Source organism: Synoicihabitans lomoniglobus (genome assembly GCF_029023725.1).
Classification (GTDB): Bacteria; Verrucomicrobiota; Verrucomicrobiia; order Opitutales; family Opitutaceae; genus Actomonas; species Actomonas lomonigloba.
The window spans coordinates 4,867,577-4,882,453 of record NZ_CP119075.1 but is presented as its reverse complement, the minus strand read 5'-3'; the positions used below and the strand labels follow the sequence as shown (position 1 = coordinate 4,882,453).

General features: G+C 61.7%; 9 protein-coding genes. 5 read left to right on the top strand and 4 right to left on the bottom strand.

Going from position 1 to position 14,877, the window contains the following annotated elements:
- The first annotated feature begins 21 nt into the window (after window positions 1–21).
- Window positions 22–1,923 (top strand): HEAT repeat domain-containing protein, encoded by a 1,902-nt coding sequence (locus tag PXH66_RS18650; RefSeq protein WP_330930969.1) that lies wholly within the window; start codon window positions 22–24, stop codon window positions 1,921–1,923.
- A gap of 45 nt (window positions 1,924–1,968) precedes the next feature.
- On the opposite strand, the gene PXH66_RS18645 is transcribed toward PXH66_RS18650, so the two are convergent.
- Window positions 1,969–4,716, bottom strand: a complete 2,748-nt coding sequence (locus tag PXH66_RS18645) for an ADOP family duplicated permease (RefSeq protein ID WP_330930970.1) — start codon at window positions 4,714–4,716, stop codon at window positions 1,969–1,971.
- Window positions 4,717–5,049, bottom strand: coding sequence for a PadR family transcriptional regulator (locus PXH66_RS18640; RefSeq protein ID WP_330930971.1), 333 nt, complete (start codon window positions 5,047–5,049; stop codon window positions 4,717–4,719).
- Between the two features lie 406 nt (window positions 5,050–5,455).
- Between PXH66_RS18640 and cysE the strand changes: the two genes are divergently transcribed.
- The 4 genes from cysE (at window position 5,456) to PXH66_RS18620 (ending at window position 9,116) form a co-directional block, all read left to right on the top strand.
- Window positions 5,456–6,259: a serine O-acetyltransferase gene (cysE, locus tag PXH66_RS18635; protein WP_330930972.1), complete on the top strand. Its 804-nt coding sequence runs from the start codon at window positions 5,456–5,458 to the stop codon at window positions 6,257–6,259.
- A 170-nt stretch (window positions 6,260–6,429) separates the two neighbouring features.
- Window positions 6,430–7,221 carry a hypothetical protein gene (locus tag PXH66_RS18630; RefSeq protein WP_330930973.1) on the top strand — a complete coding sequence of 264 codons (792 nt, stop codon included), beginning with the start codon at window positions 6,430–6,432 and terminating at the stop codon, window positions 7,219–7,221.
- Window positions 7,222–7,225: 4 nt separating this feature from the next.
- Window positions 7,226–7,729: a PIN domain-containing protein gene (locus PXH66_RS18625; protein ID WP_330932098.1), complete on the top strand. Its 504-nt coding sequence runs from the start codon at window positions 7,226–7,228 to the stop codon at window positions 7,727–7,729.
- 217 nt (window positions 7,730–7,946) lie between these two features.
- On the top strand, window positions 7,947–9,116 hold the full coding sequence (locus PXH66_RS18620) for a helix-turn-helix domain-containing protein (RefSeq protein ID WP_330930975.1): 1,170 nt from the start codon (window positions 7,947–7,949) through the stop codon (window positions 9,114–9,116).
- Here PXH66_RS18620 and PXH66_RS18615 read toward each other — a convergent pair.
- Together PXH66_RS18615 and PXH66_RS18610 are read right to left on the bottom strand one after the other, a co-directional pair.
- On the bottom strand, window positions 9,113–11,116 hold the full coding sequence (locus PXH66_RS18615) for a heparinase II/III domain-containing protein (protein ID WP_330930976.1): 2,004 nt from the start codon (window positions 11,114–11,116) through the stop codon (window positions 9,113–9,115). The genes PXH66_RS18620 and PXH66_RS18615 overlap by 4 nt on opposite strands.
- 156 nt (window positions 11,117–11,272) lie before the next feature.
- Window positions 11,273–14,836, bottom strand: coding sequence for a PAS domain S-box protein (locus tag PXH66_RS18610; protein WP_330930977.1), 3,564 nt, complete (start codon window positions 14,834–14,836; stop codon window positions 11,273–11,275).
- Window positions 14,837–14,877 lie beyond the last annotated feature (41 nt).

The window sequence follows — 14,877 nt, the reverse complement described above, 5'->3', positions numbered from 1 at the left end:
GTCACCCTGTTGTTCCCCATCATGAACAAACCCCTCTCTCTTCTCACGCTTTGTTGCGCGGTTTGGTGTGCGCCGATCTCGGCTCAAGCCAGCGATATCACCGCCTTCATCGACGATCTCAATGCCACCGATTTTGCCGTGCGCCAGTCGGCCCGGCTCGATCTCCGCCAGGCGCTCGTCGACGCCACGCCCCGGGAGTTGAAAGCCCTGGAAAGTGAACTGCTGCAGGCCATCGGTCCTGACCGCGATTGGGCGACCCGCGACTGGTCGATCCGCATGTTGGAACTCGTCGGCACCAAGGCGGCGGTCAAGCCCCTCGCGGCCTTGCTCGCCGACCCTGATCCGCGCATCCAGGATCTCGCCCGTCGGGCCTTGTCGGCCAACCCCTCGCGGGGTGCGGCCGCCGTGCTGGAAAAGGCGATTTTGAAAGCCCCGGCGGCGGAGCGCGGTCCCTTGGCCGATGCCTTGGCCTACCGCGGTGAATCTCGGGCAGTGCGCGAACTAACGGCCGTCCTGAAGACCGGTTCGTCGGAGGCCGCGCTCGCCCTGGGAAAGATCGGCAACCGGGCGGCGCGGTCGGCTTTGGCCAAGGCGCGCTCCGGCGCGACCGGAGTGTTTCGCGAGACCGTCGAGCTCGCGCTGTTGGACGCTGGCGTCACCGACCGTCGTTTGGCGCGGGAGTTGGCGGAGACCGGGACTGGTGAAGCCGTGCGTGTGGCCGCATTTGCGCGATTGCTGGAGCTGGACGCTCGCGGGGCCAACGCCGTATTGACCGCCACCTTGAGCGGATCCGAGTCGCAACTGCCGCTGCTGTTCCTGCGCGCCGCGATGGATTCGTCGCTCCAAAACGACGTGGTGGCGCGACTGCCCGATCTCCCGGAGCCCGCGCAAATCGTCGTGCTCGATGCCATCGCCGACCAGCGCCTGCGCGCTTACGAAGCGGCGGTCCTGGCGCGACTGGAAGGTGCGTCGGAAACGCTGCATCCGGTGGTGGTGCGTGCGCTCGGTATCGTGGGTTCGGATACAAGTTTTCAGCCCTTGCTCGACCTTCATCTGGCCAACGGGCGGGACCGGGATGTCACGGCGGCGTTGGCCCGTTTGAATGCCCCCGCGTCCGAGGCGGCGTTGCTCGCGACGGTGCAGGGCGACGGAGACGTCGCGGCGCGGGCGGCGTCGCTGCGTTTGCTCGTGCTGCGCAATACCGCGGGAGTGACGGCATTGGTCAACCAACTCGCTCAAGCCGATCAGGAGGCGGCGATCCGCGTGGCGGCGTTCAAGGGCATGGAGATGGTGGGAGACCCGGAGAGTGTCCGGGTGCTGCTCGATGTCGTGTTGGCGGAAAACACCACCGTGAAGCGCGACGCGCAGGGCAGCTTGAAGAAACTCTCGGCCAATCTGGATGTGTCCGATTATCTCTGGAACGAAATCTATGCACCCGCGATGGCGGCGGCTTCGAACGATGACCGGCGGCGCGACGTGTTGGTCATCATCGATGGCAACTCCGGCGCGGCGACTGCGACTTATTTGCAGGAACTGGTCCTCACCGACAATCCGCTTCGTCCGGATGCGATCAATGCGCTGCGGCGTTGGACCGACATCTCCGGGGTCGACGCCTGGATCGCGATCGCAACCACCGAGGGCGCGACCGAAGCCGAGATCGCCACCGCGAAGCAGGGCATGGTGCGCCTCCTGGCGTCGAAGACCGTGACCGGGTTTTACCCCGACAAAGTCGATCGCGCCGCCGCCGCGATGCGGGCGTTGGCCGGGGACGCCGAATTCCGAAAGGCGGTGATCAATACCTATGACCGTCAGTTGCACTGGCAGACTCGTGTGCGAATCGGCCAGGTCTTCCCGGAATTTCTAAGTGATCCTGCGATCGCGCCGGACGTGCAGGCCTTGCTGGACCGCGCGAAATTCAACTGAACGCGCGTCGGCGGGAACGCTCGATCCGACCCCGCCGTTTCGCGTTTATTCGCTGCGCAAAGTCGTGGCCGGGTCGACCCGGGTGGCGCGCCGGGCCGGCAGGTAGCACGCGAGCAGGACCGCCAATCCGAGAACCGCGCCGCTGACGATCAGTGCCAAAACGTCCGTCTGCGTGGCTTGATAAATCATGCTGGCGAGGGCGCGGCTGGCGGCCAGGGAAAGGGCGGTGCCGAGCATCAATCCCACCAGCGTTTGCAGGGCGCCCTGTCGGAGGATCAATCCCATGACTTCGCGCGGATGAGCGCCCAGCGCCATGCGAATGCCGATCTCGCGGGTGCGGCGGGTGACGGCGTGGGATTTCACCCCGTAAACCCCGACAATGGCGAGGAGCAGTGCGATACCGCCGAAGATGCCGAAAATGAGGGCGGCGAGTTTCACCAGCAGACTGTTTACGTTGTTCTCCACAAAGCTGCTGAGCGGGCGGATGAAAAGCACGGGGGTGGCCGGATCGAACGCCTGCAACTCCCGCCGAATCGTCGGCGCGCGCCGCTGGGGTTCCGACGTGCCGAGGTGTAGGTAAATATTGGATTCGGGGGCTTGTCCGAGGGGACGATAAATCCGCGCGGGGGCTGCGTCTTCGAAGACATGATCGCGCGGGCTGCGCACGATGCCGACGATTTCGAGAGACCGGGCGAGATCGCCGCTGGCGGCGGCTTCTTCACCGAGAAACACGCGTTGACCGATTGCGTCGCGGTCACCGAAGAGGGACCGGGCGAGGCTTTGGTCGATGATGGCGACACCGGGGCCATCGGGCTCGGTCGACTCGGCGGTGGTGAAGGTGCGTCCACGCAGAACGTTGATCCCGAGCAGGGAGAAGTAGTCCCGACTGACCGCGGTAAAGCCGGCGTAGCTGCGTCCGTCGTGGGCCTGATCGAGACTGATCGGGGCGGCGTCGGCAGCGGGAAAGACGGGGTGATATCCGAGCTCAAAATTGTAGGGAACATCGGACGCGAGTGCGACGTTGCCTGCTCCCGCCAACGGGGTGAGGCGAGCGAGGAGCGCCTGCTGTTGGCGGGCGATGGCGGGGTCCGAGAGATCGGTCATGCCGTAGTCGAGATTGGCGACCAGTTGATCGGCCGTCTGGAAGCCCAGATCCATGGACTTCGCGCCCAGCGAGCTGCGCACGAACAGGGCGGCGCTGAACAACAGGGCGAGGGAGAGCGCGATTTGAGCGATGACGAGCGTGTTGCCCAGCGTGAAAAAGCGCCGCCACGGAGCGGACCCGGTTCCACCGCTCCGAGTCTGCTTGAGGTCGTCGACGATGTTGGGCCGCGTGATGCGCAGGGCCGGGCCGACGCTGGAGGCGAGCGTGGCGATGAGGCAGAACACCACGGTGGCGGACATCATGGAACCGTCGAGAAACGGCGAGACGCCCAGAGTGAAATTGCTGGTGGAAAACACCTGCAGTGAAATTTGGTAGATGCCGCTGTCGGCCCAGACACTGAGGAGTAGCCCCGCCACACTGCCGAGCAGGCACAGGACCAACCCCTCGGTGCTGAGCTGACGCACGATGCGCCCGCGGGACGCTCCGAGCGAAAGGCGAATCGCGATCTCTTTGCGCCGCGCGGCACCGCGGGCGAGCACCATGTTGGCGAGGTTGAGACAGGCTACGATGAGCACGGCGGCGGACAGGCCCATGGAGAGGAGGGCAAAGAGATTGAGGTAGCTCTCATTGTTCGGACTCGAACTGCCCAAGTCGGCGCGGGAAGGCGGGGCGAGCACAAGGTGGCGGGGGCCGTCGTCTTCGGGTAAGGCACGGTCATTGAGACGTTCGTCGAGGGCGGGCAGGCGGGCGCGGGCGGTCTCGATCGACAGACCGGGAGCGAGTCGGGCGGTCAGACCGAGGGCGTGAAGTTCGGTCGAACGCAGACTCTGGTCGCGGTAAAAATGGGCTTCGCCGAAGGGCAACCAGATCTCGGGGCCGATCGATACATGCTCACCCACGAAACCGCGCGGGGTGATGCCGATGACGGTGTAGTCGCGTTGGTTCACGCGCAGGGTGCTGCCGATAAAATTGGCGGGAAAGCCCAGCCGTTGCCACAAACTGTGATTGGCCACGACGACCGGGATGGCGGCCTCGAGTTGCGACTCGGCGGTGTTGAAGAACCGGCCGTGCAGGGGACGACCGCCGATGAGCGACAGGTAGTTTTGAGAGGCGATGCCGATCAAGCGACGGTGGAGATCGTTTTTCACCCCGACGGCTTCGATGCTGTAAAACGAAGCCGCGACATCAGCGAACACGTCGGTGGATTCACGCAACGTCTCAAACTCGGCGTAGGACGAATGACGGAAGTCGCGGTCGGCTCCGGCGCGGCTGTTGTAGATGGTCGTGAGGCCGAGCGATTCATCGCGCACCAACGGGCGCAGCACGGTGTCGCGAACAAAGGCAAACATGACGGTATTGACGCCGATACCCAGGCCGAGGGTCAGCACGGCAATCACCGTGAAACCAGGCGTGCGGCGCAGGGACTTGAGGGCGAACCCGCCGTCGCGCCAAAAATCCTGCAGGATGCGCCAGCCCCACGCGTCGCGGCTGGCTTCCTTGGTTTGATCGACGCCACCCAGCGCGACTCGTGCGGCGCGGCGGGCGGCGGCGGGCGACATGCCCTGGGCGATGTTGTGCTCGATCTCCATCTCGAGATGGATGCGCAGCTCCTCGTCGAGTTCGGACTCCGCGGCCCGGGGACGGAAGAGTGCCCGCAGGCTGACCCAAAGACTCTTGAACGGACTCATTTAAGCAGTCTCCAGAATAAGGTCCACGACGGTGGCGAACTTGCGCCAGTTGGCGGTCTCGGCGTCCATCTGCTTCCGCCCTTTGGCGGTCAGCGCGTAGTATTTGGCGCGCCGTCCGGCTTCGGAAGTGCCCCACTCGGATTTGATCAGACCCTGTTTTTCGAGCCGGATGAGGGCAGGGTAGAGGGAACCCTGATTCACGCTCAGCACGTTGTCGGCGATTTGGTTGATACGTTGCTGGATGCCCCAGCCGTGACGACTTTCGTCGCGGAGGGCGCGCAGGGCGAGCAGGCCGAGGGTGCCTTGTAGAAGATCGTTGGGGGAAGGAGTCATGGCGTTCTCTAGTTAAACTAGAACAAGGCCCAGCTCCTCTAGCTGGTCAAGAGGAAAGGTCGAACTGCGCACTCGGTGCCAGCCGGAATCGTCTGCGCCGGTATCATACCAAGGGCTCTATTCAATCCGACCTGACACGAAGATCGCGAAGTCCGCCAAGCATCAAACAGCCAGAGCTTTGCGAACTTTGCGTTCTTGGGGTAAAATTCAATTCATCCGGGATGGTGGTATCAGGTGTTTGGTTACATGGGGTGGGGCGAATGGGAACACCGCTACGGCTTCATTCTTTTCAGCCACGAATGGCCACGAATGAAAAAGGAGCCAAAAGTGCTTTTCAAAACACACCCCAAGGCGGAGTTGGAATCCGCATTGCGCGTTTCGGCGAGGCGTGCAGGTTGGGCGGACTATGAGCGCAGATCTTGTTTGGACAACGCTGCGGGCCGAGGCCCAGGCTGCCGCCGTAAAAGAGCCGGTGCTCTCGGGCTTGTTGCACGAGAGCATCCTCCATTACGGTTCGCTGGAATGTGCGCTGGCGTATCGAATTTCGCGCAAGCTGGGGCATGACGTGGTGAGCGAGCCGTCGTTGCAGGAGCTCTTCGAGGAAGCGTTCGCGGGCAATCCCGTCATCGGCGCGCAGGTGCGGGAGGACATCCAGGCGATTCACGAACGTGATCCGGCGAGCCGGGGATTTCTGTCGCCGTTTCTCTACTTCAAAGGCTTTCAGGCGCTCACGGCCTATCGTCTGGCGCATCATCTGTGGAATCAGGATCGGCACGAGATCGCGCTGCATCTGCAGAGTTCCATTTCCGAAGTCTGCGGGGTGGACATCCACCCGGCGGCGCAGATCGGGGCGGGCATTCTCTTCGATCATGCGACGTCGATTGTGATTGGTGAGACGGCGGTGGTGGAGGACCACGTTTCCATTCTGCACGAAGTGACTCTAGGCGGCACCGGCAAGGCTCGCGGCCGCCGCCACCCGCACGTGTGTCGCGGGGTGTTGATCGGCGCCGGGGCGAAGCTGCTGGGCGACATCAAGATCGGCGAATGCGCCAAGATCGGAGCCGGGAGCGTCGTCCTGGAGGACGTGAATGCGCATACCACGGTGGTGGGAGTGCCCGCGCGCGAAGTCGGCCTCGCGCCGGAAGATCCGGCGGGTTGCATGGAGCACGCCCTCAAAGTCTACGCCCAAAGCGCGAGCCTGGAGCGGTAGGCCGGTGAAACCCCGCCGCCAGTCTTGTCTCTGCGGGGCCGTCTGTTTGCCTGCTTACCTACTCCATGTTCGAACAAGTCTTCCCAGCCGGTTCAAAGCACGAGCCGACGCGACGCAACCGGACTTGCGGCAGACGGAAATATCGAACATGTTGACGCTCCTTCCCAGCCATGTCCCAGCCAGAGACAGTCGAATTTGTTCTTAAAGGGTCGATCGCCGGCCACCGCGTGTCGGCGCTCGAAGGCGTGCCGTTTAATCGTTTCGTTGAATTCAACGAGGACGTGCAAAAATACGTGCAAGGGAGTGATAACAAAACCGTGTTGCAGGACGTTAGGGTTCAGGTTCACGAGGGGTCATATCTTTTGCGAGTTCTCATCCCCGCCGGACTGCTTGCATCACTCCTTAGCGACTCCGCTCGGATTGGTTCCACGGGTTCGCTGTCTGACATCGATGCGAATCGAGCCAAGGTTCTGCTTCGTTGGCAGCAACGCTCCCAAGCGGAACCAGATCTGACGTTTACGGTGCGCAGCCCGCGCGGAGCGTTCCCTCCTGTGCTTATTTCTCAGGCTTCAAACTTCCAGCGCGAGGAGCGCGTATTGTGGGTAAATGCCGAGCGCTACTTAATCGGAGAAATCACCGATTGGGGTGGTTCACAGAATCCGAACGTCCATCTGCGCTTACGCAACACGCGGGAGACCCTCATTGTCGATGCCACTGCGGACCAAATCCGTGAGCAGCGCGACAACCTTGTTTTCCATAAGGCAATCGTCCATGTCCGCGCTAAACAGAACCCCGCGACAGGCGAGCTGAAGGACTACAAACTTATCGAGCTGCGCGCCTACGCGCCAGATGTCGAGGATGCACGACTTGATCAATTATTCGCTGCGGGGGCCAAGGCTTGGGCAGGTGTGCCGGATGGTGGAGCGTGGGTGGAGGAATTAAGAGGAGGTTCGGGTGTCTGACGGGGTGCTACTTGATACGAGTTTTCTTATCTCACTCGCCAGTCCTGACCGGGAACAACACTCTGTCGCCCTTCAGTTCTTCAAGTTCTTCGCAACCGAAGGCGTGCCGATGTTTCTCTCCACCATTGCCGCATCGGAGTTTCACCAAAGGCAAGCCGTGACCGATCTGCCACTTGATGCGATTATCGTGCTGCCCTTCAATCTCACCGATGCGATGTGCGCAGCGGAGCTGGATTTTACCTTGTTCAAAGGCACTCCCGGCGTAGCTCGCGATGCGCTCAAGGACGATTTCAAACTCCTAGGCCAAGCTAAGGCTAACGACATCGGCTTTGTCATTACCGAAGACGCTCGCAGTTTGTATAAATTTTGTGAGGAGCTGCGGTTGAAGCATGCGCTCTCAACCAAGGCCATCAAACTTGACGATAAATTCGACAAGTCCCATTTCGACCCGGCTGGTCAGCACGATTTTGAGGCTGGGTTAGATATCATGCGGGAGGACTCCAAGTAGCGGTCGCTTTTTCTCCAAGAGGAAAGACCAATTAAAATGTTCCGGCTGGTTGATTTGTCCTAGCTTCATTTCAGCTCGTTTCCGGAAAAAGTAGGGCCGAGTTTCTGCACGGTAATATTCGTTTACGTCGGGAGGAGAAGCTTCCGCTTCGACCTAAACGTTTTGCAACCCGGGCGGGTTTCCTCTGTCTGGGAAGAGGCGATCATGCCTGTTTGTTATGCCTGCGCTGCAAAGTTCACTCTATACCGTCGCTCTCGCCTTATGCGTGTTCTCGACCGGTATTCTGAGTAGTCGGCAAACGCGGACCGGCCAGCCGATGGCGTTCTTCATCGGTTACCTGGTGATCGAGTCTCTGGGCTTCGCGCTGGAGTTGCTGGTCGTGCACCCGGCCGCGCCGTTCAAATCGTTGTCGCTGGGGTTGCTCATGGCGACCTCCTTGCTGACGGCACCATGTCTGTGGCTGGCCATTCGGGAAACGGTGTCGGGGCAGCGTTCCCGTTTGAGCGATTTGCCGTTCGGCCATTGGGTCGTGATCGCGGTCGGGGCATTGATGACGGTGCCGTTGATGTTCTCGGCGCACAGCGGGACGGAGTGGGTGGGGCCGCCGGAGAGTGCGCGGGCCTGGCATTTTGATTTTATCCACCACGCGATGATTGGTTGCATGGTGATCTTCGCGGTGCAGGTGCCGTTTTACTTGTGGAAGTCCCGCCGCCTGCTGATGGCTCAGCGCCAGGGTGGAGAGATGGTCGGGCTCGCGCAGCGAGCATGGCTGCACCTGCCGCTGTTCATCGTGGGCACGACGTGGATCATGGGCATGGCGCGCACCGTGCAATGCGCCTCCCAAGCCCCGGCCGGATTGAACCTGTTGTTCGCGCTGGCCGATGTGGGCATGACGGTCGGAGCGATGTTTGTGATCATCCAACGCGCGTCGGGCGGTGAATTGTTGGCGGATGCTGAAGCCCAACCTGAAATCAACGCGGCACCGGTGCTCCCCGTGATCAACACGGAACCTAAATATGCGAAGTCGCGTCTCGAAGATGATCGGCGCGAGCGCATCCGGAGCAAGTTGAAGTCCGCGCTTGAGACCGAGGGCCAGGGTGAGGACAGCATGATCAGTCTCTCGTCGCTCAGTCGCAGCCTGAACGAGAAACCGCACTATGTTTCCCAGGTGATCAATCAGGACCTCGGCACGAATTTCTACGAGTTGGTAAACCGGCATCGCATCACGCGGGCACAACAACGCCTGCGCGCCGAACCGGATCGCACGGTGTTGGAAATCGCGTTGGCCGTGGGCTTCAATTCCAAGTCGACTTTCAACACCGCGTTCCGCCGCTACACCGGCACCACGCCGACGCGTTTCCGCGCGTCGGATGCCGGCCCATCTTAAATAATTCTAATCGTGGGAGCGAAGGAGGTGGGGGTGATTTCGGCGGCGAAGTCTCCAACCGTGACCTTCCATTGCGCGTCATTCTGAGAGACGGAAAATTCAGGGGCAGGGGAGTTGGCCCCGGCGGTGGTGGTGAGCACGGTGATGACCTGATGCGATAGCGCGGAGGGGGAATGCACTTCGACGCAGGGGAAATCGCCGGTCTCGGGTTTGACTTCAAGTTTTGCCCGGCGTGGGGCCGCGGCCGAGTCACTGGCCACGAGACCGTGCAACTGCGCCTGCGGTCGCGATAGCGTGAAGCGTGGGCCATCCACGGCGAGGCGCGCGAGCCCATCGACGTTGTCGGGGAAGAATCGCGCGTCGACGGTTTGAGCGCGGTAGCGGAAGCGAATCTGGTCGTGAATAATGATCACGCCGGGTTTGGCGTAGATCACGGTGCGCAGAACCTGATTCACATGGTAGTTGTCGATCACATACGCGGGGGTGGCGTCGCTGGTCCACCAGACGTGGTCGCCGTGGTCTTCGTAGGAAAGAATGTTGGCGTAGGCCTGGCTGTCGTTGGTGCCTTCGACGCCGTCGACGTAGGTGTGACCCTTGCCATCGAGGAGGATGGCGTTGTGGCCGCGCGTAAGACGCATCATCCAACCGTCGCTGCGGCGGTCGTAGGCGGCCCCGAGGTGATCATTGAGGAGGCGCTCGCCGTGGGCTTTGAACGTGAGGTGGTTGCGATCGGCGTGTTCGTGGTTGGCGGGTCCGCCGCTCTTGAAGGCGAGCACGGCGTCGTCGGGCTGCCAGCCGGAGCGACAGATGATCCAGTTGAAATCGTTGCGGTGATTGAGCAACGCAGGCCGGGGTGGCGCGCTGGGGGCGTCGGGGCGATACCACAGAAAATCGTAAAAGAAGTAGGGATGGCCCGCGTGTTGCGCCGCGTAACCGGCGAGCGGATTTTTGGTGTATTCACCGATCAGTGACATCGATCCGGGAAACACGCTCCGACGGGCGTCGCTGAAGTTGACGATGTCGGGGTCGCCGGCGGACGTGCGGCCCATTTGCATGGTCATGACGTAGTCGAGCATGCCGTCGAAGTTGACCTGAGAAAGCCAATTCACGTCGCCGATATTGCGCCGATGGGCTTCGATAAACGGCAGGGTCGTGCGCAGCGAGTAGTCGAGGTAGCTGAGACCCTCGAAGTAGCTGCCGTCGGCGGTGAAGAGTTGGAGAAAACGTGCGGTGCTGCCCACCGCGGTGGCGAGCCATTCGTCGGCGCGGGGATCGTGTCCTTGCAACGCGATGGCACCGAGACCGAGAGCCCCGGTGGGGGCGGCCCGCAGGTTGTTGGCGCCCAAAATCATGGGCCAGCGTGCCATGGAGATGTCGTAAAAGCCGGCGTGTTGCTCGTCGAAGTCCCACCCGCTGGCGAGTTCCGGATGGTCCATGTCCTGGACCGTGCGGTAACAGGGGAGGCAGCCTTTCTCGGCGATCGCGGCGAGGAGGGCTTTGTCGAGGTCGGGAGAAATGGCATCGCCCAGAACTTCGCGCGCGAACAACAGACGCACGGTGGCAAACGATGCGCGCTGTATCCCAATCACCTCGCTCCCATCGCGAAAATAGTCCCAGTGCGGGCGAGCGATCAGCCGTTCGATGGCGTTGATAATGGAGTCCTGGCGGGCTGGGCTGGGCTCGACGATTTGCACGACCAAGCTGTGTTCCATTTCGAACAACACGGTCGCGAAATCGCGGATAATATCGCCCGAGGCCTCAAATTTTTCGAACGCGGCGGTCAGCACCGTGGGCGCTGATGCGGCCCATTGTTGATACAGGGGACTCAAGAGCGGCGTGCGAGCATTGGCCCGGATCCGAGGCAGATCTTCCGGACGGAAAAACAGTCGGCGCCGGGTCGCATCACCAGCGGTGGTGGTGGCGGCCCAAAGTCGGGAGGGAGCCAGTTGGGCAACGAGGAGGGAGGAGCCTCCCCAGCGTAAAAGTTCACGGCGAGTCATGGATGGGCGGGGGGATGAGGTGGACGATTCCAAGCAGGGAAAGCCCGGCCGGAGGGAACGGCCATCCCCTAAACCATGAAAATTAGCCCGCGTTTTCATCGCGGGGGGGTCACCACTCGTCCGGACGCGGAACGGTGGCCGGTCGAAGGGCGCGGATCAGGCGTCCAACGCGGTGCGCACCAGGTGTAGGAGTTGGTCCGCTTCGCAGGGTTTGGAGATGAAATACTGTCCGTCCTGGAGCGACACTTCCTGCCCGGCGACTTCGGGACTGTAGCCGGAACTGAAGATCACCCGGAGGTTGCGGTCCTCCGCCTGCAAGGTCTGCGCGAGATCCCACCCGGTCATTCCCTCCGGCATCACCATGTCGGTGAGCAGCAGATGAATTTTGTCTTTCGCCGTGCGTGCCACCCGCAGTGCTTCCGGGCCGTGGGCTGCTTCGAGCACCGTGTAGCCCTGTTTCATGAGCACGATCCGAGTCAGCGCTCTCAAACTGTGATCGTCTTCGACGAGGAGGATGGTTTCCGAACCGCGAAGCGGTTTTGGGGGTGCGACGGGCCGAGCCTTCTCAGGTCCGATGGATTCATCGACGGGTAGATAGATGGTGAAGGTCGATCCGTGATCGACGGTGCTGGTCACTTCGATCGATCCACCGTGCTGCTTCAAAATACCAAATGCGGTCGCCAATCCCAGGCCGGTGCCTTTGCCCGGTTCCTTGGTCGTAAAGAAGGGCTCGAAAATGTGGTTCTTAACTTCCGGGCTCATCCCGGAACCCGAGTCGGTGACCTTCACGGTGACGTAGTCCCGGGCGGAGTCGCCGGGCAGGGCGGGAGCGCCCTCCGTGGTCGCCCTGGACTTCAGGCCGGTGGCAATGGTCAGGGCTCCGCCGTCCGGCATGGCGTCGCGGGCATTCACGACCAGGTTGAGCAACACTTGGTCGAGCATGCCGGAGTCTGCCCGAATCATCAGCGGCTGCGGATGCAATTCGAGTTTGAGCACGATATCCTCGCCCACAATCCGATCCAGCATCTGAGCGGTGTTTTTGACGGATTCGTTCAGGTTCAGCGGCACGGTTTGCATGACCTGACGACGACCAAAGGCCAGCAGCTGCCGGGTCAGTTCGGCGGCCCGCAACGCCGCCACTTTGATTTCCGCCATGGATTCAATGTGGTCTTCGGGGGACCCGGTTGAGGACGTAGCCAGGTCGATCTGCATCAGGATCGCGGCCAGGATGTTGTTGAAATCGTGGGCCACGCCGCCGGCCAGTTGGCCGATGGCCTCCATTTTCTGGGATTGGCGAAACTGTTCCTCGAGGTTCACCCGCTCGGTGATGTCTTGAAACGATCCCCGCACTTTGACGACTTGGCCGTTTCTTATCTCCGGGCGACCGATGGTGCGGACCCACTTTCGGGCGCCTTTGGCAGTCACCATCTCCAGCTCCAGATCATAGGGTGTGCCGTGCTCGATGGCGGCCTGGATGGCGGTGTCGATGTGAGCGCGCGACTTCTCGGTATAGAAGGACAAACCCAGTTCCATGTCGGGATCGTCCACCGGATCGAGGTCGTGGATCTGCGCCACTTCCTCGGTCCAGCTTCCTTTGCCCGTTGCCGGATCAAACTCCCATCCGCCGACGTGGGCGATGCGGCCGGTTTCGCGCAGGATCGCTTCCTGCTCCTTCACCTTCATCTCGGCGGCCCGGCGTTCGGTGATGTCGATGGCCGAGGCCACGATGGAAATCACTTCGCCGTCTCCATTGCGCAGAGGGTGCAGGGAAAAATCGACATCAACGGTCCGCCCGTTGGCGGTGTGGACCTTCGCGTCATACCGGGAGGGTTGTCCCGCGGCGGCGGCGGCGATGCGTTCGCGCAGACGACGTTTGACGGCGGGTGGGTGGGGCCACGGGTCAATCTCGTCCATGCGACGCCCCACCAGATCTTCGGGCTGTTTGCCGGTGGCTTCCACGACGGATCGCCCGACCTCCAGCAAGGTGCCGTCGAGGTTCATCATGGCGACGTAGATGGAAGGGCCGATGCCGTCGATGAGGTTGCGCAGTCGATTTTGATTCTCGATGATCAGCTGTTCGCTGCGTTTCCGTTCGGTGATGTTTTCCGTGAAGATAATGATACCGCCGACGACGCCTTCCGCGGTATGCCATGGCCGCACCTCCCAGCGGATCCAGTCGAGGCGTCCGTCGGCGCGTTGAAAGGGTTCTTCCTCGCATTTGATCACCTCACCCGCGAGACCGCGGCGGTGCACGTCGCGCCACACTTCAACGATCTCCGGGAAGACGGTGTAATGGCTCTCACCGACGAGCGTCCGATTGCCCAAGCGGAAGTCGTCACGCCACCGCTGGCTCACCTGCAGGTAGCGCATGTCGTCGTCAAACATGGCAATCGCCACCGGGCTGTATTCAACGAAGTGGCGCAGTTGAGTTTCGCTTTGCCGCAGGGCGGCTTCGGCGAGCCTGCGGGCGGTGATGTCTTGGGACGTGCCGAACAGTCGTTCCGCGCGGCCATCGGCACCATATTTGATCTCCACTTCGACGAGGACATATATCGTCCGGCCGTTCGGCTGTTGAATTCGATATTCGAGCGGCTCGGGTACAAAACCGACCGTCGCGTCAAACAGACTGCGCGCGTGAGCCTCGAATATGGCGAAATCCGCCGGGTGAACGGCGGAGGCCAGGTCTTTAAAAGTGATCCCACTGCCGGGCTTCAGGCCCCAGAGGCGATAGTGCTCATCCGACCAAGTGACGGCCCCGCTCGAAATCTCGTATTCCCAACTGCCGGTGGCACTGATGGACTGGGCTCGTTCGAGATCGGCCTGGGTGCGCCGGAGGGTTTCTTCGGATTGCCGTCGGGCGGTGGTTTCCACGACCACGCCGTGCATTCGCAGGGGTTTGCCGTCGTGGGGGGAGAATTCAAATTTACCGGTGGATTCGACCCAGTGGATGCTGCCGTCGTCCCACTGGACCCGGAATTCGTGCACGAATTGCTCGCGTGAACTGACGCTTTGTTTGGCGGCCGCGATCATGGCTTCGCGATCCGGGGGGTAGATGCGGTCCAGCAGAGTCTCGTAGCGATGCTGTTGGTTACCTGATGCCAGGCCCCAAATCTCGTTGTGCCAGTTCGAACCGGTGATGTTGCCCGTGGTGACGTCCCAGACGAATCCGCCCAAACGGGCCGCATCGAGGGTCGTGTTCAAACGGGCCTCACGTTCGGCCAATGCCCGCGAGCGTTTGCGCAGGTCAAGCTGCCCCATCACCTGTCGTCCGAGCACTTCGAGGCCCTGGCGCTGGAGGGCGGTGAGTAGGCGGGGATGGTGATCGAACACGCACAGCGTGCCCAACGGCAGACCGTCTTCGCTCACCAACGGCGAACCGGCGTAGAATCGAATCGCCGGATTCTGGGTCACTAACGGATTGTCCGCGAATCGCTCATCTTCCAAGGCATCGGGGACTTCGAAGATCCCCTGACCCAGAATGGCATGGCCACAGAATGAGATGTCACGCGAGATCTCCGACATGGTCATGCCCAAGCTCGACTTGAACCACTGGCGGTCCTCGTCGACCAAGGTGATCAGGGCAATGGGGGCGTCGCAGATATGTCCTGCGAGCGTCGTTAGGTCGTCGAAAACCGACTCCGCCAACGTGTCCAACACACCATAGTCATGCAGAGCCGCAATGCGGCGGGACTCGTCGGGGTGTTTTTCGGGACGGACCATCGGCTATCGGGAGGCAGAACCTCGCTTGTTCCCTAAATCGA